General features: G+C 44.9%; 21 protein-coding genes and 3 pseudogenes. 17 read left to right on the forward strand and 7 right to left on the reverse strand.

The genetic code is table 11. The annotated features are described in order from the left end of the window. From BK127_RS44590 to BK127_RS38720, 3 genes and pseudogenes are all read left to right on the forward strand, one after another. Positions 1-335 (forward strand): annotated as a pseudogene (locus tag BK127_RS44590) (hypothetical protein); the annotation flags it as partial. Positions 336-485: 150 nt separating this feature from the next. Beyond that, positions 486-701, forward strand: a pseudogene (locus BK127_RS38715) (DUF420 domain-containing protein); the annotation flags it as partial. Positions 702-1,249: 548 nt separating this feature from the next. After that, positions 1,250-1,627, forward strand: coding sequence for a hypothetical protein (locus tag BK127_RS38720; RefSeq protein WP_076238013.1), 378 nt, complete (start codon positions 1,250-1,252; stop codon positions 1,625-1,627). 722 nt (positions 1,628-2,349) lie between these two features. Here BK127_RS38720 and BK127_RS38730 read toward each other — a convergent pair. The 4 genes and pseudogenes from BK127_RS38730 to BK127_RS38740 form a co-directional block, all read right to left on the reverse strand. Beyond that, positions 2,350-3,330, reverse strand: a complete 981-nt coding sequence (locus BK127_RS38730; protein WP_076238015.1) for an NAD-dependent epimerase/dehydratase family protein — start codon at positions 3,328-3,330, stop codon at positions 2,350-2,352. After that, the gene (locus tag BK127_RS38735) at positions 3,327-3,902 is read right to left on the reverse strand and encodes a TetR/AcrR family transcriptional regulator (RefSeq protein ID WP_076238016.1); all 576 of its coding nucleotides are present in this window, start codon (positions 3,900-3,902) and stop codon (positions 3,327-3,329) included. Before BK127_RS38735 ends, BK127_RS38730 begins: the two co-directional genes overlap by 4 nt. 279 nt (positions 3,903-4,181) lie before the next feature. After that, positions 4,182-4,328: pseudogene (locus BK127_RS45925) on the reverse strand (IS110 family transposase); the annotation flags it as partial. A 470-nt stretch (positions 4,329-4,798) separates the two neighbouring features. Beyond that, positions 4,799-5,515, reverse strand: a complete 717-nt coding sequence (locus tag BK127_RS38740; RefSeq protein ID WP_076238017.1) for a response regulator transcription factor — start codon at positions 5,513-5,515, stop codon at positions 4,799-4,801. A 240-nt stretch (positions 5,516-5,755) separates the two neighbouring features. Between BK127_RS38740 and BK127_RS38745 the strand changes: the two genes are divergently transcribed. From BK127_RS38745 to BK127_RS38760, 4 genes are all read left to right on the forward strand, one after another. Beyond that, entirely contained in the window at positions 5,756-7,087 is a 1,332-nt protein-coding gene (locus BK127_RS38745; RefSeq protein WP_076238018.1) for a c-type cytochrome, read from the forward strand. Between the two features lie 2 nt (positions 7,088-7,089). Then, positions 7,090-8,118, forward strand: a complete 1,029-nt coding sequence (locus BK127_RS38750; RefSeq protein WP_076238019.1) for a cytochrome ubiquinol oxidase subunit I — start codon at positions 7,090-7,092, stop codon at positions 8,116-8,118. 145 nt (positions 8,119-8,263) lie between these two features. Next, positions 8,264-8,554 carry a cupredoxin domain-containing protein gene (locus tag BK127_RS38755; protein ID WP_076238020.1) on the forward strand — a complete coding sequence of 97 codons (291 nt, stop codon included), beginning with the start codon at positions 8,264-8,266 and terminating at the stop codon, positions 8,552-8,554. A gap of 146 nt (positions 8,555-8,700) precedes the next feature. After that, positions 8,701-9,387 (forward strand): sulfite exporter TauE/SafE family protein, encoded by a 687-nt coding sequence (locus tag BK127_RS38760; RefSeq protein ID WP_083689915.1) that lies wholly within the window; start codon positions 8,701-8,703, stop codon positions 9,385-9,387. Between the two features lie 16 nt (positions 9,388-9,403). On the opposite strand, the gene BK127_RS38765 is transcribed toward BK127_RS38760, so the two are convergent. Beyond that, a complete protein-coding gene (locus BK127_RS38765) occupies positions 9,404-9,808 on the reverse strand; it encodes a FixH family protein (protein WP_076238021.1) in 405 nt (134 codons plus the stop codon). Between the two features lie 332 nt (positions 9,809-10,140). Between BK127_RS38765 and BK127_RS38770 the strand changes: the two genes are divergently transcribed. The 4 genes from BK127_RS38770 to BK127_RS45630 all read left to right on the forward strand — a co-directional run bounded on the left by BK127_RS38770 (position 10,141) and on the right by BK127_RS45630 (position 12,505). Then, positions 10,141-10,329, forward strand: coding sequence for an ATP-binding cassette domain-containing protein (locus BK127_RS38770; RefSeq protein WP_076238022.1), 189 nt, complete (start codon positions 10,141-10,143; stop codon positions 10,327-10,329). A 179-nt stretch (positions 10,330-10,508) separates the two neighbouring features. Next, a complete protein-coding gene (locus BK127_RS44260; RefSeq protein WP_179097767.1) occupies positions 10,509-10,646 on the forward strand; it encodes a hypothetical protein in 138 nt (45 codons plus the stop codon). A 160-nt stretch (positions 10,647-10,806) separates the two neighbouring features. Further along, complete coding sequence (locus BK127_RS38775) at positions 10,807-11,667, forward strand: cytochrome c oxidase assembly protein (protein WP_076238023.1); 861 nt, start codon at positions 10,807-10,809, stop codon at positions 11,665-11,667. A gap of 70 nt (positions 11,668-11,737) precedes the next feature. Continuing rightward, a complete protein-coding gene (locus tag BK127_RS45630; protein ID WP_076238024.1) occupies positions 11,738-12,505 on the forward strand; it encodes a YugN family protein in 768 nt (255 codons plus the stop codon). 98 nt (positions 12,506-12,603) lie between these two features. On the opposite strand, the gene BK127_RS38785 is transcribed toward BK127_RS45630, so the two are convergent. Continuing rightward, positions 12,604-13,272 (reverse strand): SCO family protein, encoded by a 669-nt coding sequence (locus tag BK127_RS38785; protein WP_256711637.1) that lies wholly within the window; start codon positions 13,270-13,272, stop codon positions 12,604-12,606. Positions 13,273-13,483: 211 nt separating this feature from the next. On the opposite strand from BK127_RS38785, the gene BK127_RS38790 reads away from it, so the two are divergent. Beyond that, positions 13,484-13,864 carry a DUF6262 family protein gene (locus BK127_RS38790; RefSeq protein ID WP_076238042.1) on the forward strand — a complete coding sequence of 127 codons (381 nt, stop codon included), beginning with the start codon at positions 13,484-13,486 and terminating at the stop codon, positions 13,862-13,864. A gap of 199 nt (positions 13,865-14,063) precedes the next feature. Here the strand turns inward: BK127_RS38790 and BK127_RS38795 are convergent, their stop codons facing one another. Beyond that, the gene (locus tag BK127_RS38795) at positions 14,064-14,429 is read right to left on the reverse strand and encodes a c-type cytochrome (RefSeq protein WP_076238026.1); all 366 of its coding nucleotides are present in this window, start codon (positions 14,427-14,429) and stop codon (positions 14,064-14,066) included. A gap of 248 nt (positions 14,430-14,677) precedes the next feature. Between BK127_RS38795 and BK127_RS38800 the strand changes: the two genes are divergently transcribed. From BK127_RS38800 to BK127_RS38820, 5 genes are all read left to right on the forward strand, one after another. Further along, complete coding sequence (locus BK127_RS38800; protein ID WP_076238027.1) at positions 14,678-15,508, forward strand: sensor histidine kinase; 831 nt, start codon at positions 14,678-14,680, stop codon at positions 15,506-15,508. Beyond that, positions 15,505-16,158: a response regulator gene (locus BK127_RS38805; RefSeq protein ID WP_076238028.1), complete on the forward strand. Its 654-nt coding sequence runs from the start codon at positions 15,505-15,507 to the stop codon at positions 16,156-16,158. The genes BK127_RS38800 and BK127_RS38805 overlap by 4 nt, the downstream gene beginning before the upstream one ends. A 20-nt stretch (positions 16,159-16,178) precedes the next feature. After that, positions 16,179-16,535, forward strand: a complete 357-nt coding sequence (locus tag BK127_RS38810) for a c-type cytochrome (protein WP_083689917.1) — start codon at positions 16,179-16,181, stop codon at positions 16,533-16,535. A gap of 51 nt (positions 16,536-16,586) precedes the next feature. Next, the gene (locus BK127_RS38815; RefSeq protein ID WP_076238029.1) at positions 16,587-18,134 is read left to right on the forward strand and encodes a copper resistance D family protein; all 1,548 of its coding nucleotides are present in this window, start codon (positions 16,587-16,589) and stop codon (positions 18,132-18,134) included. Between the two features lie 264 nt (positions 18,135-18,398). Next, entirely contained in the window at positions 18,399-18,773 is a 375-nt protein-coding gene (locus tag BK127_RS38820; RefSeq protein ID WP_179097768.1) for a hypothetical protein, read from the forward strand. Positions 18,774-18,815: the final 42 nt, after the last annotated feature.

Consider the following 18,815-nt stretch of genomic DNA (forward strand, 5'->3'; position numbering starts at 1 on the left):
TTTCACCGTCACTTTTAGGTTGTAGTTCTTTATTCGACGATGTGGAAATGAATTCCTTTAGTTCAACTTATATAGATGATATTGTTCACGAAAGAGCAGAACGCTACAGCAACAACATAGAGAAAAATCAAGAGATCATAAACCTAGTTAATTCCGATAGCCCTGATACAAGCGTAAAGGGCTTGCTATACCTAGCATTAAGTGCAGATGATGGAGAGTTTGTACAAGAACTGATTGTCCGATACACTCAGCATAAAAATGAAAATATAAGAGGAATAGCAATTCTTTGCTTTGGTCATATAGCAAGAATACATGGAGAGTTAATAAGGAACTGATTATTTCACTTATCAATGATGCATTAAATGATGAGAATTCGTTTGTTAGAAGGCATGCTAATTCAGCTTTAGATGATATAAATATGTTTTGTAAGTAACAAGACCTCAAAGACTATTCTCTGAGGTTTTTTTGTTATGGGGGTGGGTGCCGGTCAAGGTATTATCAGACCCATTTATTTTTTTATTTTAATTTCACACAGCATCCTTGCCGCAATAATCGTACCGCTAGCCCTATTCACACTTGTTTGGGGATGGACGAATCAAATTCAAAAGCATCGGCGCATTGCTCGATGGACAATTCCTATTTGGCTATATGTCAGTTTTACTGGAGTAGTAGTGTTTTTAATGATGGAACCATATTACTGAACAAACTCGCTCATTGAGGGGAATACTAATTCGAATAATTCTGATATAAACCGGCAAAGCCCACGAGAAATCGTGGGCTTTTTTTCTTTTTTTACGGAACTATAATTGCCATGCCTGGTTGTTATTTGAGCTCATTACACAACCACAGCGTCTAATGTATCCCTCAATAGGCGCGGCGAGAATGTCTGTCTGGTTCAGCCTCGGAGGGTTTACCTTGTATTATTTTTGCCTTATCTTTTGATATTTGGAATAACAACTCAGATGAAGCGAAAGGGTTCTTCTTTAATTTTCTTCTACCAATAGACCAAACTGCAATATGGATATTGCTCGTTGGAATAGGAATTATTTTGTGTGCTCGCCAAAAACTTCAAGTTAAAGAAGAGGAAAAAGACGAGCTCAAGCAACAAATGAGAAGCCGTATGAAAATGATCGTCATGGCAAATTAGGAGCTAAGTAAATACCGCATGCGGGATTTACTAGTGGATCTTTTCAAAACCTTTGTATTATCTCAACCGTATGTGCTTGGCGTATAATTATATGAGTATACTGTGGTCAATATATCAGGTACAGGGGCAGTTAAACTCAACTTTGTCGACGGATACATACGGGAGCTCATCGATATTAACGCTTCTCAGCAGCTCTACTATTCTTATGACATTCAGATGATGAGGGAGTTTCAAGAGGCACGAGAGGCACTTCAAGTTAATGTCGAAGAACGTGAGCAAATTGATCCTGATCGAATGATCAAATTTATCCAAAAGTATCATCATTCTCTGTCCGTCAAAACTGAGCTAAGCATTACTGAAGAAGAAGCAAAAAAGTACGCATTTGTCACTCTGGCGATTTATATTTTAGAGGACGCTTACGTTTTGTCCATGAGTTCTCATAACCTCCGTATTGATTCCCTTGATTATCTGAGTACGTGAAACCAAACGGGCGACTGGTGACTATCGCCGGCCAACCGAATGAAAAGCGGGTAAAAGAGCAGGGCATTACGGCCATTTCATACATTGGATCTCCAAGCACGGACCAGTTAGGGGCTATAGCTAAGTTGGTCTCGGAAGGGAAAGTAGATGTTAAGATTACAGAAACTTTCCCAATGACACTAGAAGGCGTGCGAATGCGCATGGGCTGGGCGAAACGGGGCACGCAAGGGGGAAAATCATCGTTAAGGCAAAATGAATTGTGCGTAATAGCGTGAACTGAGGTCACTTGTTTCAGGTTCTTCAGGCTCGACCGATTTGGATCACGAAAGGATGTCGGCAATAAGGACTCACGTGCATGCGTGAGTCCCTTTCTGTCATTTCTACTATAATTTACAATCGATTAACCATAATTGCTCTTGCGCATACGGGCTGTGAAAATTGTGTAAGGAGTATAAATCCACCTACATCAAGCGTCATACCGCAGGCCAGTGTCAGACTTAATTCAATCCGTCCCCTTAGTTATACATAGTGATGAGAAAATAATGTTATCGAGGATTGTCTGCCTCTTTACCGGGCACCTGATAAAGAGGCAGACAATCCTCGATGATAAGTTACAGACTCGGCTTGCCGCCACGGCTTCGATGCTGTCCTGCCACATCGACAAAAAGAGCAAGTCCAGAGAACGACTAGCCGGCGATTGCCGTCGTTCGCCCTCCAAAGCACTATCGTCGAGCAGATGGTTTCTCATAGCTTTGCAAGCCGGCGTTGCGCAAAGTTCTTCCGACATAGCCCAACTCTCGACGTGCAGCGGCATCGTTGACTGTGAACTCGCGCCCGATCATGCGTATCATCGAGCGTGAGATCGGCGGATCGCCCTCTTTCCGCGTGACGGCCCAGATAGTGTCGAGCAGCCGGCCAATGGCAGAGGCAAGCCAGTAGGGCATCGAACGCAGCTTATCGATGGACAGGCCCTGCAAGTTCGCGAGCGAGGAGACGAACTCACTGAAAGTCTGCCCTTCCTGGTCTTTGATGAAGAAGGCATGACCGCCTTCTCCGCGTTCAAGAGTACATTGTATGGCTTCGACCACATTGTCCACGTGGCAGGTTGCAAAAGCGTAGTCGCCGCGGTCGATGAATGCGAACTGTCCAGATCTGACTGCTTCGGGAAGCGCTCGACTAAACGGATCACCAGGCCCCCAGATAGCCGGTGGGCGGAGTGCGATGGTGCGAAAGCCGGGTTTGTTGGCTGCCAGAACCAATGGCTCGGCCCGTGCCTTGCTCGCCAGGTAGGCGGAGAAGTGGTTCGGGAAAGTTGGCGCGCTTTCATCGGCGTCGCGGATGGGCGTACCGCCATTATCCATGAGGATCCCCGCCGCGCTGATGTAGACGAATGTCTTCGCACCGACGGACTCAGCTGCCTTCAACAAGGCTACGGTGCCATCGACGTTGGTACGGAAGAAGGGTTCGCGAGGCCCTGAGAAGCGGAACAGGGCGGCCGCGTGCACAACCGCATCAATCACCGGCAATATGAGTGGCGTGTTGCTTTCGAGATCGGCATCGACTGGCGTCGCACCCATGGACTTGAGTTTGGCGTGAGATGATGTGGAGCGTGTGAGAGCGAAAATCTCGTGACCGTCCTCCACTAGCTTCGTGATCAGTCGGCCGCCGAGCAGACCGGTGCCTCCCGTGACGAGAATTTTCATTGTGTTCGTCCTTTCTGTTCGGGATTTAGGATGGACCGTATGGCGCCCTCGCGGATTTGCTCCAGGACCTCAGAAGTGGGTGGCACCACCTTGCGTAGCCGAGCTGTGACGTGAAGTAGGGATGCAGCATTCGCAGACGCCCACATGAGATCGGCAGCCACCTCCACCGTCGGCCTGAGCCGGCCTTCAGCGGCGATGGCCGCGATGCGTTGGATCAGGAGCGCAAAGGCCTGCTCGGCGGCGGGAATTTCAGCGTCGTCGAGAACGCGTCTCATCATCACCGCGTAGAGCCGTGGACGAGCCGCCGCGAAGCGCACGTAATCGTCCCAGCCCTCGCGTAGCGCCATCACCGGATCGGAGGATTGGGTGGCAGTCCTTTTGCTTTCAAGAAACTGTGCAAATGCTTCCGTAATGGCGGCGCTCAGAAGCCCGTCGGCGCTGCCGAAGTGATGGTACAGCGTCGGTGCGGTCACCTTCGCAATTGCGCAGACGGAGCGTGTCGAGAACTGTGCCTCGCCCTCTTCCTCGAGAACTTGTAAAGCCGCATTGAGCAGAGTGTCGTGTGTATTCATGTGAACAATATAGCACAGCTATATTGGTTTGTCTATAGCGATGCTATATTGGTGTCGATACCCTCCTGACATCCGATAAAACCCCAGTTCCCGACGCGACTGCATCCGTTTCCCGCACGAACGCTGGAAATTCCTCTAGATTCAGATGGTTATGGCAAACACAGAGTGCTCATTCTTGTCGAGCGCTCCCGCCATCAAAGTCTGGCACAGTATGGCATGCCGAAGGTGGTTGGCCCGTAGAAGCGGCGTACTCTATGCGGCATGCTGGTGGCCGACATCTTCCTGCAGCGGTGAAATAATCGTTGCCACGATTTTCCCACCTATACCGGGAATGGATTCGATAATCTGATACTCTTCAATCTCAACAGCGAGTGCAGCTATCTCACTTTCGATGGCGGATAGATGCTCTTTATATTGAAGAAGCAGGGTACGCTAGCTTAAAAAAAGACGTAGCTGCCAACATGGAGCGGCAACGCGTTACGCTAGCGAACCGTATAGCGCAGTGACTACGCAGACATAGAAAAATTATGAACGTTGAAGGTAATGAAGAAGAAATCGATAATATGATTGAACTTCTCAAGTATAGCGTCCCACATCCTGAAGTTAGTGATTAATTTACTGGAATGAAAATGAACTGATAGCAGAGCAAGTCGTTGAACAAGCACTAAGTTATAAGCCCACTCAGCTATAAACATTGAGCATGGCTGATAGTAACAACAGATGTGTCGGTTGACAAGAATATAGTCCGATTAAGATCCGCGTAAATAGCCGATTTTTTATTTTATCGGATCATATTCTTGTCATTTTTCAGTGTCAAGAATGTGATCCGATTGCCGAACTATGCCAAGAATATAGTCCGATTGCCGATAATTCCAGAGGATCAGTGCTAAGCAAGATCATGTAATGTCATCCATACGATAGCCAGTGCCCCAAACGGTTCGAATCATAGAAGCGGCAGTTGGTGATACTTTGTGCATCTTGTCCCTTAATCGCTTCACATGTGTATCGACCGTTCGATGATCCCCATACTCCTCATAGTTCCAAATCTCCATTAGCAGCAGCTCTCGTGTACATATTTTTCCTATATGGAGTGAAAAATATCGCAGCAGTTCGTATTCTTTCAATGTGAGATAAATTTCTTCGCCTTCTACGAGTACCCGACGTGCATGGTGATCGATGATGAGATTAGTAAAGACGATCTGGCCACTGGGGATGGGAGCGGGAATCCAAAATTGTTCTGGAATCGTTCGTTTCAAAATAGCTTTGGCTCGGAGAAGCAATTCCCTGGGGCTAAACGGTTTGCAAACATAATCATCTGCACCAGCTTGGAAGCCTAGAATGCGATCTGCCTCATCACTTCTTGCTGTCAGTAGGATGATGGGAGTATTTTTGATACTCTTCAACATTTGGCAGACCTCTAAGCCGCTAAGACCAGGCATCAACCAGTCCATAATAATGAGATCATAGTCGGTATCTATTGCCATCATCAACGCTTGCTCTCCATTATCTGTTTCTTCAACGATTGCTTGTTCTAGCTCCATGTACATACGAATTAATTTACGTATCCGTTCTTCATCATCGGCAATCAGTACCTTATAGGTCAATTGTGTCATCCTTTTCACCTCACGATGGGATTTATTTTATCCTGAACATAGATGTTTCACATGACTCAAACGAGTTACTTCTTAGTCGAAAGTTTGAACAAAGGGTGGAAGCTTTGTGAACAGTACCAATTGTTCACTCAGATTTCGCAATCATAGCACTAAGGAGTCATTTTGATTAAAACTGAACCGCTTATAATCAACCTTGTCGAATTACGGCACAGGTTGATTTTTTTATAAGGGGTGGGAGAAATGAATTTTCCGACGATTGATTTTGGATGGCTGGGTAATGGAAACCTGATCGGGATGATGGCTGTGCTTCACGTTATGATTAATCATGCCGTTGCAATTGGCGGATCGATCCTGATGGTCTCGATTGAATTTGTTGCAGTTAAGAGAGGCAACGAACGGCTGGAGGCTTTTGCAAGAAGACTGAGTAAATGGATTTTGATTATTACGACAACGGCTGGTGCAATGACAGGCGTGGGCATATGGTTTACTACAACCATCATCGAGCCTGATGCCATTGGAGCATTGATTCGCATTTTCCATTGGGCTTGGTTTACGGAATGGCTGGTTTTTGTTTCCGAGGTTGTTCTTATTTTGATGTATTTTTATACATGGGATCGTTGGAGTGGGGAGAAGAAAAAGCTGCATTTACGCACAGGGGTTGCCTTATGTATCATGTCATGGCTTACTCTTGTCCTCATTACAGGGATTTTGGCTGCGCAGATTAACCCTGGCGATTGGGCTCAAACCTTATCATTTTGGAGTGCCTTCTTTAATCCGACCTGGGTACCCTCGACTTTATTTCGGACTTTTGCTGCGATTACATTGGGTGTGGCGCTGCTTACACCTCTAACCCGGTGGTTTGTCAAGCAAGAGCAGGATCGTCATATCGCGTTGAAAATCTATGGGAAATGGTTGATCTTGTCTGTTCCGCTGATGCTGATATTTGGTATCTGGTATTTGAACAGCCTGCCTGAAAAGGCTAAGGATCTGGTGGTATGGGGCTCTGGACTCAGCGATATCACCTTTAATTTCATCAACCTGCTGGGCCTGCTGCTGATATTTTTTCTCGGTGTTCTTTTGCTCGAAGGAAAATCCAAAATGTCTGTGGCTCTAACGGTTTTCACGGCGCTGTTCTCGCTAATGCTTCTGGCTGAATTCGAAATTGTCAGGGAAAATATCCGCAAGCCTTATGTGATTTATAATTACATGTATGCCAATGGGATATTAAAATCGGAGGTTGAGACTCTCAAGAAAGAAGGCGTGTTGAAGAACTCCGCTTTTTCAAAGGTAAAGGAAGTTACGGAAAATAATAAAATTCAGGCAGGAGAAGAGCTGTTTCGTATGCAGTGTATTGTATGTCACAGTATCGATGGCGTACGCCGTTCTCGTGCCATGACAGTTAGGGCTAAAGGATGGAGCGAGGATGCGCTTGCCGCATTTATACCGCACTTGAGCGAGGTTCGTCCGGTGATGCCGCCTTTTGCAGGGAATGAAGCAGAAGCAAAAGCTCTAGCTGCCTATATCCATAAAATGGTATCCGAAAGCAATAAAGATAAAGAAGGAGGGAAGTAGTGATGAATACTCATGCATGGATAAATGCCAAATCCCCAGTTCCTAATGATCTTGGACTTGCGCTGCCGGGGGATCTTCCTTTATTTGAAGTCTTGATCGTGGTCGGATTCATTCTTCATATTATTTTTGTTAATATCATGGTTGCAGGTACGGTATCTGCTGTGTTCAATGAAGTGAAAGGAATCCTCAGGAAAAATATAGTATACGATAAATTGGCGTCTAAACTGGCTACCCAAATTTCGATTTTCAAAAGTTTGGCAGTGGTTCTCGGAGTTGCTCCACTCTTGATTATAAGTACCATCTATACCCAATTCTTTTACCCGTCTACGATATTGATCGGTAAAATGTGGCTGGCGCTTATTCCGCTGCTTATCATTGCTTTTCTTTCTCTCTATGTGTATAAATTCACCTGGGAGCGTTGGAGAAATCGCAAAAAATTACATCTGGCCTTCGGTCTGCTTGGCATGATCATACTATTATTTGTGCCACTGCTGTTCATCACCAATGTGGCGTCGATGCTGCAGCCTGAGCTGTGGAGTCAGTCGCGCGGCTTCTGGAGCTCCTTGTTTACGATCCCGACAATTTGGCAGCGGTATTTGCATTTTATCGCGGCAAGCTTCGCGGTTATGGGGATGTTCATGTATGGCTGGGGAAGCAGAAAACTGGCTAAGGACCATAATCCCGTCTGGTTTGAATACGCCTTGTACGGCAAAAAGATGGCTGCGCTGTTTACAATGCTGCAATTGGCTGCAGGTCCGCTGCTCCTGCTCAGTATGGACAAGCATGTCCGTAGTATGTTCTTGGGTGGCTCCTTATTTCATACCTGTCTACTGCTGCTGGCCATACTGCTAGCTATGGTTCTATGCTGGCTGCTACTGAAGCTGATCAAAAAGGATAACAAAAGAGTATTCCTTACGTCGCTAACGGTTCTTCTAATCGTAGTTTCATTAATGAGTTGGATCCGACATGAGGTCAGGGAGCTGTATTTGGCTCCGTATATGGAGGCAGCACCGCGTACACTCAGCAAGTGAGCGGGCATGATCATGCTTTTACAGGTAAATTAGACAAAGTGAAATTAGAAAGGACTTGAAATAAATAGGAAAAAATCCTTACCCCTTTGCCGATAGTAACGATTGTGTTAGGAATGGTTGTGACGGGTGTGGTGATCTTTTTAAATTGCCCCTTTCAATAGAAAACGAAGGTTACCAAATTGCTACAATTCACGTGGAATCTGATGGTTTTGGTCCTAAAGATATTGAAATCAAAGCTGGAGTTCCGACGAAGAAAATTAATTTCAAAAAACAAACAGGCTTTACTTGCATCAGAAGTATTCAATCTCAGGAATTGGGAATAGATCTATATTTTAAGAAGGGTGATAACTTCGTTACCTTAGAGGACTTAAAACCCGGAACCTACAAATTTCACTGTGGAATGTATATGTATTACGGAACAATTACCGTCGTATGATCACATCATTAGCCCTTTTGAGTCATTCTGATCTTACTTATGCATTCATAGAATGAAGGGACAAGCGAAATCTGAATATGCGAATCCATTACATGTGGTGAACATTGTATGGAAATTTAGCGTTTTAATTAGGGAGGGAAGAGATCTTGACTATATCTGCTAATTCTCTAGTGATGGTTGCCCTCTCAGGGTTTATGGGTGCACCCCATTGTCTCATCATGTGCGGTGGTATCGTTTCTTCATTTGCTCTTAATGCAAAAGGCTCCCCTATGAAGTCGGTGTTGGCCTACAATGCCGGAAGAGTCACGACTTACGCGCTGATAGGGTGTGGAATGGGTTTGGCTGGCTCTTTCGTGAATATTGCCGGACAATTCGTCGGCATTCAGGGTATCGCGAGCATGCTCGGTGGAATACTTATTTTGCTGTGGACTTTCCGACGCTACACGCTGTTTACTCATCCCAAAAACTTGCCAGGACAGACTTACTTCCAAGAAAAGATAGCAAGACTGCGCCTGCGCTATGAGCTTTCTGCTGTATTTCTCACTGGCCTGATGCTTGGATTCCTTCCATGTGGTTTAACCTACGCCATGCAAATGAACGCAGCAGCCTCCGGTTCATGGATAGATGGCTTTATTATCATGCTTGTTTTTGGTTTGTCTACCTTTCCCATATTGCTGCTAACAGCTATTTCAGCTGGCAGTATTCGCAAGAAGTGGCGGAAAAGCATGGGAAAGGCTGGTCTTTTCCTCGCTTTTCTCATGGGTTTCCTGTCGTTAATGAAAGGTATCAGTGCGAATGGCTGGATTCCTTCTGTGCATCCATGGATATGGTAATAAATGTTAAATAAACTCAATTGACTATGAAGGGGTAAATCACACGCCTTGTTTTGTAATCGGTTTGAAGGTGTGCTTCAGCCTGCCATTCTCCACGCATAACAGGAATCCCGACTGCGACATACGATCCGGGCTTCGTCTCAGTGACCTTCGCCGGAAATGATCCACAAAACATACCGGGCATGGACAGCACGACCTCCAGGCTCGCCCCGATGACCGGTTCTCCCGACATATGTGAAATAGTTAAGGTAAAGGCACTTTCTTTCATGGTATGAGCAGAAGCCTGCTCCGGAGCAATGTCCATTCGGATGAATTCGTCTTGATATGTGTCTTTTGCAGTGGCCACGTCACGTCCAGATTGATACAGCATAACAGCAATAACCACACAAATAAGCAAGACTACGACTAAAGCTTTGTTCATTTTAACCCTTCTTTCCAATGTGCTGTTCTTTCATACCTATGAGGTGAACAATAAGAACATACAAGATAATGGTTACATTAATTCACTAATATTCGTTAGAATAGCTCTTTGTAATCATATAAAATGAGGGTTTAAGAGCAGGCCCCATGAAGAGTGTTCAATTTTCACAGTTTAGATTTATTTATGCAGGCATATAGCACTTTATAGTCATACTCCTACTTTTCAATTTCTAGTAAAGTAATATTCGAGTGATTAAACTTTTGAAAAAGTAGCGTAGGGAGTGAACTGGGGTTATCGAGATTGAACATTTTCATGCAGGTTATGGTACGAAGATGATTTTGGAGCAGCTGCAATTTCAAGCCTATGCAGGCGACATGGTGGCGCTATTAGGCGCAAACGGGGCAGGGAAAACGACGTTTTTTCGTTCGCTCATGCAGCTTCTTCCGGTACAAACTGGCATTATCCGTATTTTGGGTCGCGAAATCCATATCAGGAGAAAGGGCAATTTCCAATTTCGGTGATTGAGGCCGTACTGCTTGGAAGATGGGGAACCTCATTCGCTTACGGGCATCGCCCAGACTCAAGAAGACATGAATTTAACCTCGAGCATGCTTGAAACCGTAGTCCAGAGGAGCTGACTCCGACAAAGGTAGCAGAGCTAGCTGCGCTCAAACCGGATCTGATTGTTGACAACCTGCATATGCCACAAGGTCAGGGAATTGCTGACATTGCTATAAGCACAAGAGTTGAGCTGCGTACTTACCCTGATACCTCGCAAAAAACACTGCAGGATATCTGGAAGGAAAACGCCAAAAAACTGGGTATTATCGTGCCATAGGCAATTTCAAAGCGTATTCTTACCGGTTGAACTGGGTTAAAAATAGGCTTTAAAGTGATAATGCCCGGTGTATAGCACTTTAGAGCCATAGGAAGGATGGTGTAAAACGTGTAAAATAAACCATGGTCATAATGATCAACCAAAAGGAGATCAGATTCACATGGATATTAGGCAGTTGTTGGAAACCTATGGATTTCGTGCTATGTTCAGCCCGGAGTTATTTATTATCATGGTAATTCTGGTTACCTTTTATTTACGATTCTTAGGTAATCAAGTGGGCTTCAAAAGTCGGTTGAGCTTTTTGTCCGGGCTTTTTTGCTTTTATTTCGCTCTTGGCGGACCGCTTAATTTGTTGGGTCATTTTTGGTTTAGCAGCCATATGCTGCAACAGTCTGTTTTATATCTAATCGTCCCGCCTCTGTTGTATAGAGGTTTACCCAAGCATGTCTTTGCCAAATTAACCGAACCCATCGTGTTGCGTCGAATTATTGGCTTTTTCAGTCATCCGATTATTGCGATTATCTTGTTTAACGGTTCTTTCTCGCTTTACCATATTCCGATCATCTTTGATGCCACGATGTCCAACTATGCTCTCCATAATGTGCTGCATCTGCTTATTTTCTTTTCATCCTTTTGCATGTGGTGGTCAGTGTTTTGTCCTGAGGGAGTTATCAACTCCATGAGCAATCTCAAGAAAATGGGGTATATTTTCATAAATGGTTTTTTGCTGACACCCGCCTGTGCATTAATTATTTTTGCCGATGAGCTGATTTATTCTACCTATACAGGGTCCTCGCACTTGCTGTGTCTTCCCTTCTACTCATTAGTCGTGGAAAAGCCCATTGTAAATATTTCTTGGCTGACCCCACTTATGGATCAACAGCTTGGTGGTGTCGTCATGAAAATTATTCAGGAATTGGTTTACGGATGTATATTAGGCTACGTATTTTATGGATGGTACGCTCAGGAAAAAGACAAGGAAGAGGGCCAGGACGATTCTCTGCTGGAGCCAAGTGCTTAAGGTGCGTTTATTAGGAACGGTAGTTGAACTATTGTGATTTATTGATGCTATTATACGAGGAGCTGAACCTATGATTATTGAAGATGCAGGCGTAAAAGGTATTCAAAGCGACCTCGCTTATTTGGATGAAGTTACGACTAGTCTCGGATTTATTCGCTGGCAGTGGGAGTACACTCGAGCGACCTACGATTGTAAGCTGGAGGAGAAAGCCGTGGATGGCGCTTATTTTTTGAGATTGAATACAAGGGCGATTGAGGGCAAGCTGGAATCACCCTATGCGATCTTGGTATTGGAAGATGCCTATATCGGAAAAACGGTTTTTCCTCATGGACTTGATTACCAATCACCGATACCTGAATCTATCCTCAAGATGTCCAGACGCAAATTATATGAGCTTTATAAGCTGTTAAAGACGGAACAGCATGTTGCGGAAATGATGACGACGGATTATGTTACCGTGACACGAGATGCAACACTATTTGATGCAGCCCACAAGATGAAAGAGTATCATACAGGCTTTATTCCGGTCGTGGATGGAAAGGAATGGGTAGGTGTGGTGACTGAACGTGATTTGGCAATTCATGGTTATGCGGAGCAGCAATCGGGGATGATCACAGTAGAAGCAATTATTTCAAAAAAAGTGAGAAGTGTGCAGCCGAATTTCCCCCTGGAAGAAGCCATTAAGCTCATGGTGAAAGAACACTTGCGCGGACTCCCCGTTGTCGAAAATGGTGAGCTTTTGGGGATCATAACGCTTGATGATTTATCTGCAAGGAATCATTTTGATTATGAGCTTGGTGAAGCGTTAGGACAGCATGCACCCTATGCTCGAAACTAAGGTGCAACGATATACAATAGCTCTCTAGAAATTAAAAGCAAAAAGCCGGATAAACGAACTCATCATCGTTTATCCGACTTTTTGCAATCGAGTTCAAGCTATTTAGATGCTGGATCGGCTATTTGTCGGATCGATTTTAATATTTCCTGATTGTCCATCTGATCTCCCATTGCAAATATTTTGCGAATTTTACCACTGCCATCAATTAAAAATAGAGAGGTTACCGTATGAACAAACTGGCCATCGGGCATTTTTTGTACAAGCACGCCAAAGCTTTTGGCAACCTCCGCCGTCTCGGCTTCTGTTCCGGTCAGTAAGGTCCAACCGCTATAATCGATTCGCATGCGGTCTCCGTACTTCTTAAACACTTCGGGTGTATCCTTGAGAGGGTCGAAGGTGACGGACAAGAATTGCACTTGACTTCCCCACTGGCTGCTTTTTTTGAGCTCATCCTGAAGCTTTACCATATTGAAAGTCGTCATAGGACAAATATCCGGACAGCTGGTGAACATGAACTCCACTAATCGAACCTTTCCGTTGGAATCGCTTAATTGAACGTTTTTCCCCTCCAGGTCGTTCAATGTAAAATTGGGGGCCTGCTTGAGTACAGGCAGGGTCGGACTTTGATTGATCCAAAAAAATACGGAGACGACCAGACCAGCGAACAGAAGCGTGACAAACATTTTAAAGCCATACTTTTCAAAAAATACTTTCATGAGCTTCCTCTTTTCTTCAGTCATATAGGTAGATCCTTGAAATGCTCTCATTATAGCATGAGGGGTGCGCCTCAACCCATGACTCCAAAGGGCTAGATGATCGGCAGAGAGCTGACGTTTTTGCTTCATAGTCCACACTTTTGTCAAAATTCATGGAAACTTGACTCTTTGTAGTCATTTTATTCATGGGTGTACTGGCTATAATAAAGAGAAGAGAGTGAAGAATGACAGAACATAAGGGAGGATGGTTATCTTGAATAGCATGAGCTTACAGAATGCTCAGCAGAAGCCTGCCCGAAGGGCAAGGCAGAGCCATCGAAATACAGAGGGCATCAAAAAATTCAGTGAACAAAAAACCTTACTGGCCTTTCAAAAGGCTGAGGCTGCGATTGATCGGTTAGTTCAGGAAAAAGAAACCGTAAACTTTAATACCGTTTCGATTGAAGCAGGCGTGTCCAAACCTTTTTTATACACACATACAGAGCTTAGACATAGAATCGAAAGTCTTCGCTGGCAGACGGAAGAGCAGGAGAAAGAGGGGACACTGTATAAGAGCTTAAAGCAAGAAAATGAACGGCTCTGGAAGGAAATACAGAAGCTAAGGGAACTATTGCTCTGTTCATCAAATAGTGTTATTTCTTAATCTTGGATAAATAATAGCATTCAAAAAAAGGCTGTTGGTTTAAACCTCAGCCTTTTCTTGTCGGGTAGGAGCGTCTTATTGAAGCTGAGCTCTTCACCTGCAGTAAGGTGACTGCCTTATGAATTTGTCCAAATCGTGACTGGTGTTGATCATTTACATAAAAAAAGACTGCCTGTGTCTTCAGCAGTCCAGGAATACCTTATTTCTTCTCTGCTAACCAGCGAGCAAGATTAGCGATATCGTCATCCTTCAGTGAACTTTTAAATGCTGGCATACCGCCTTTTCCGTTCTGCACCAATTTATAGAGCTGTTGATCCGTTAGCTTGCCGCCCACCTTTTGCAAATTAGGTCCTACTTTTCCTTCCAAATCGGTTCCATGACAGGCAATGCATGACTGCTTGTAAATAGTCTCGGCCGCTTGTGCGTTGAGTGGAGCTTCCGGCATCTTGGGAGCGGCAGCCTCTTGCTTGGCTTCCCCTTGACGATTATTAATCTCCGAGAACAGCACACCTACACCCAATAAACAAGCAATTCCTAAAATCGCTGCCATTGTCCATTTATACATGTTTGACGCCTCCTTAGGACAAGTTTTTCACGGGTATTTTAGCATGTCTTTGAAATGCTTGTATATAGCACTTTGTAGTCATATGGGGCTGAAAAGCCCAACCTACATGCTGCCAAATGACTCTTTCGGGTCATAGGTTTTTAAGGAAAAATATGTTTAGATGAATAAATGAGGTAGATACGAGCTCCTGCCATCTTATTCGGGTAGGTATAGAGATTTGCTCCGCAAAATTTTCAGGAGGTCTGCATATGTTGTACAAAAACATCAAGAGCTTAATTTTAATTATACCCACATTGACGATTGGGTTATGGGAATACATCCGTCACGCGTATCTTCTTCCCTATATATCCATGGAGCTTGGAAACTGGCTGGCTCCACTGATCGTATTTTTAGTGACCATGACCCTACTCCGACAGCTTTTCCTCATGATGGAATTTTTGCAAGAGCAGCTGCAGCAGGAGCAGGCAGCTAAGGCAGCTCTGGAAGAACGCGAGCAAATTGCCAAGGAACTGCACGATGGGATAGCACAGTCGTTATTTTTACTTACCGTCAAAGTTGACCGGTTGGAGCAGGACGATACTAAGGATCGACAGGAGCCTTACCAGAGCTTTCGAAAAACGGTGCATCAGATCAATGAATATGTGCGCCAAGCGATAGCCAATTTACGTTATCCACCCGTACTGAAATCGTTGCCTTGGATGGAATCGCTTCACAACCTGGTGAAGGAATTCAAGAACGACACGAGCGTTACGGCTAAGCTGGATTGGCGTCTTCATGACGAAAAGCTTTCCTTGAAGGAAAAAGTGGAGCTTTATGCAACACTGAGGGAGGCATTGATCAATGTATACAAACATGCAAATGCCAAGCAGGCTTGGATCACAGGGGAAGAAAAGCCAGGGGGATGGACCTGTAGAGTCAAAGACGATGGACAAGGCTTTGTCCCGGACAGCCCAGATACCTCGAAAGGCTTCGGACTTACCATCATGAAGGAACGGGCACAGGAAATGGGCTGGTACTTGGAATTTAAACAGGAGCATGGCTTTACTATTATGGAAGTAGGAAAGAGGGAGGCTCTATGACACAGCCGATTCGCATTATGCTGGTGGATGACCATAAACATGCACGGCAGGCTATGCGGGAGATCATTCAAGTGGATCCCAAATTTGATATTGTCTGTGAGGCCAACAATGGAGAGGAAGCGGTAGCGCTTGCCGAAACCTGGATGCCGGATCTGATTTTGATGGATATTAATATGCCCAAGCTGGGCGGTCTTGGAGCGACCAAGCTGATTAAAGAAAAATTTCCGTATGTGAAAATCGTGATGGTCACGGTTTCGGATGACATTACTGATTTATTCGAGGCCATAAAAAAAGGAGCTCAGGGCTATTTATTAAAAAATTTGAATCCGGCCTCTTGGCATGAATATCTGCATGCTGTCGTTATTGATGAAGCCCCGATGTCTCGAGAAGTGGCGCTTCGGCTGCTTAAAGAGTTCTCTAACATCAAGGATATGATCCCAGAGAAATCTCCTCTTACCGGGCGCGAAAAGGAAATCCTCGAATATGTAGCCAGAGGGAGCAGCAATCGGGACATCTCCGTGTCTTTGGGCATATCGGAGCATACTGTCAAAAACCATCTAAAAAATATATTGCACAAGCTTCACCTGGACAATCGTGTTCAATTAATGAGGTATGCCTATGACAAGGGCTGGTTTAAGGGTAGATTTTAAATGGAGAGGGGGGAGCATCCATGACAAGGCTATGGAGTATGCTGATTGCGGGCTTCCTATTGATAAACGGCTTATCTGCCTACCAAAGCACGAATAGTCCTAATGGGCCAACGACGGATACCAAGCAATCGGCCCAAGCTGCAACAGGAGCAGGTGACAAAGGCGGTGCTATATATAAAGCCAATTGTATTTCCTGTCATGGCGATAAGCTGGAGGGAACCCTTGGGCCCAATTTGCAGCAGGTGGGGTCAAGGCTGAGCAAGGAGCAAATCGCAGCCAAAGTACAAAATGGAGGTGGCAGCATGCCGGCTTTCAAAAGCAAGCTGAAGGACGCGGATGTGGAATCCCTCGCCGAGTGGCTATCCATTAAAAAATAAAGATGTAACATCGAGTCGGCGGCTCTGTTAGTTTGAAAGGTAGGAACCAGAATGCTAAAAAGGTTGAAATGGTTTGGCGGATTCATGTTATTACTATTGATGCTGCCTTCGTTGGCTTATGGGCATGCCAATATGGAGCGCTCCAGTCCTTTGGAGGACGCTGTGCTCACAATCGAGACGATCCTGAATACACCCTCCATAAGCAATACGCTCGGGACCCCAACTCCTGAACAGCATCAGCATCTGGAAACAGCTGTAGCCACAGCTCATGACCATAGTCATCACGATACCGGAGTACATATTGGCGAGTGGCGGACACCAGTCTATCATCTGCTGCGAATCCTTGAGGTGCTTGCTGTGATGTGTCTATCAGGTTTTCTTATTTTCCGTTATGGAATTTGGGGATATGCCCGGAGCTATACATCGTTTTTATTTTCCAGAGAAAATGAGCTTAAGCTGTATCTTCTTGTTGGTGCCGTATTTGCTGTATCGGGTGTGCTGCATGTCTGGATGCTGGCTGAACAATTAAGCGGATTAGGAAGTGAAAGTATTATAAGCGTAGCTGGGAAGCTGCTGACTTCCACATTAATAGGCAGTGTTTCTTGGATACGTCTAGCATTGGCTGGTTTGCTGATTGTAGTAACCTATACATCCAAACGCGAATCTATCGGAACTCTGTATATGAAAGCTATCATTACTTTGATTCTGATTATTACCTACCCTTTAACCGGTCATGCTTATGGTTCGGAATCGGGGGTCCTGTATGCGGTCATGTCCCATACTTTGCACATACTGACAGCAGCAATCGGGTTGGGTGGATTGGTCGGAATATGGTCTGCAACCTGTAAATTGGATTATTACGAGGCTACTTATTTTAATGTGAATAACCTGATCCAGCGTTTTTCCGCTATTGCGCTGCCAGCTATACTGATCGTGTCCATTAGTGGGTTCGTGCTTGCCTATATGCGATTAAAGTCCTTTTATGCCCTTGTTCAAACTGAATATGGTCTATGGGTGCTTTCCAAAACAGTTCTATTGTTATTGATCGTTGTTATTGGTACCTTTCACAGGCTGGTGTTAATGCCCATGATGAGGAAAACAGCGGATACCAAGCCTGAAGATTACTTGAATGTTCTCAAAAAGTTTGTCTGGGGTGTTCGTCTGGAAATCATGCTAGCAGTGGCAGTGATTGCATGTGCCGGTATGCTCTCTACAACAACACTTCCTGCTAAAGTGACTGTTACAGAACCCGTGTACTGGCATGTGATGGGAGATAAAGCTCATATGTCCATGCGAATCAGCTTTGATGAAAAGAATGCTCAAGCGTTCCGACTCGACGTGTGGCTTCCAACTGGAATGGGTGCCCCGGTTGACGTTAATGTTACGGCCAGGAAAGCTGAGAGCGACGCTAGCTTGGTAATACCATTTAACTATCGAACAGGGGGGCCTGATCCTTATGGTTACGAAGGGTTTGATAAATACACCTACGATGTCAATGGTAATACGCTGCCTGAGAAGGGGGAATGGAGCCTGTCGATACTCATTAAAGATAGGAAGGGGCAGACTCATCCCTATGACAAAATAATAAGGGTTCCTTAGGAAGTGTAGCTTCCATTTTCGTGTAGTGCATCAGTTTGGTGGTGGATAATTCTAACCAAATTTGAAGGGTTTGTGACATTGTTGTCCAAAATCAAACCACAGATAGCTCTTAAGAGTCATAGGCTACAATTGAAAATTATGGTTATAATAAATTGCAGGGTCCTTAGTGAAGTAGTTCCGGCGAAAAGAAGTTTACCGTTCCAAATTCTATGAATCTGGACAATATCAGATGGTTAAGGGATGGATGCAATTATGCTCAATTATATGAAACGTGCAACGTGGATCCTGTTAGCGCTGTTTATGCTTTCAGCCTGCTCATCAGCACAATCTCAGGGAAAGGATCCGTCAGCGATTAGAGTTGATTTGGTGTCGGAGCCGGCAACTGCTGTCGCATTGCAAAAGATGATCCTCAAAGCCAAGGTTACGGGACTGGTGAAGCAAGATGGAGCGACGGTTCAGTTCGACATCCGTTCGCCAGTGACGAACGTGCTTCCAGAGTATTTAGAAGCTAAGCCGATAGGCGAAGGGGGCTATACAGCCGAGTGGACTTTCGATAAACCAGGCACCTACACCATTTATGTTCACTTGTATCGGGAGGATATGCATGTGACCAAGAAAAAGCAGCTCATTGTTACATGAATAGGACATTAATTAGGGTGCTGCCTATACTCTTAGTCCTTT

It is taken from the genome of Paenibacillus sp. FSL H7-0331 (assembly GCF_001956045.1).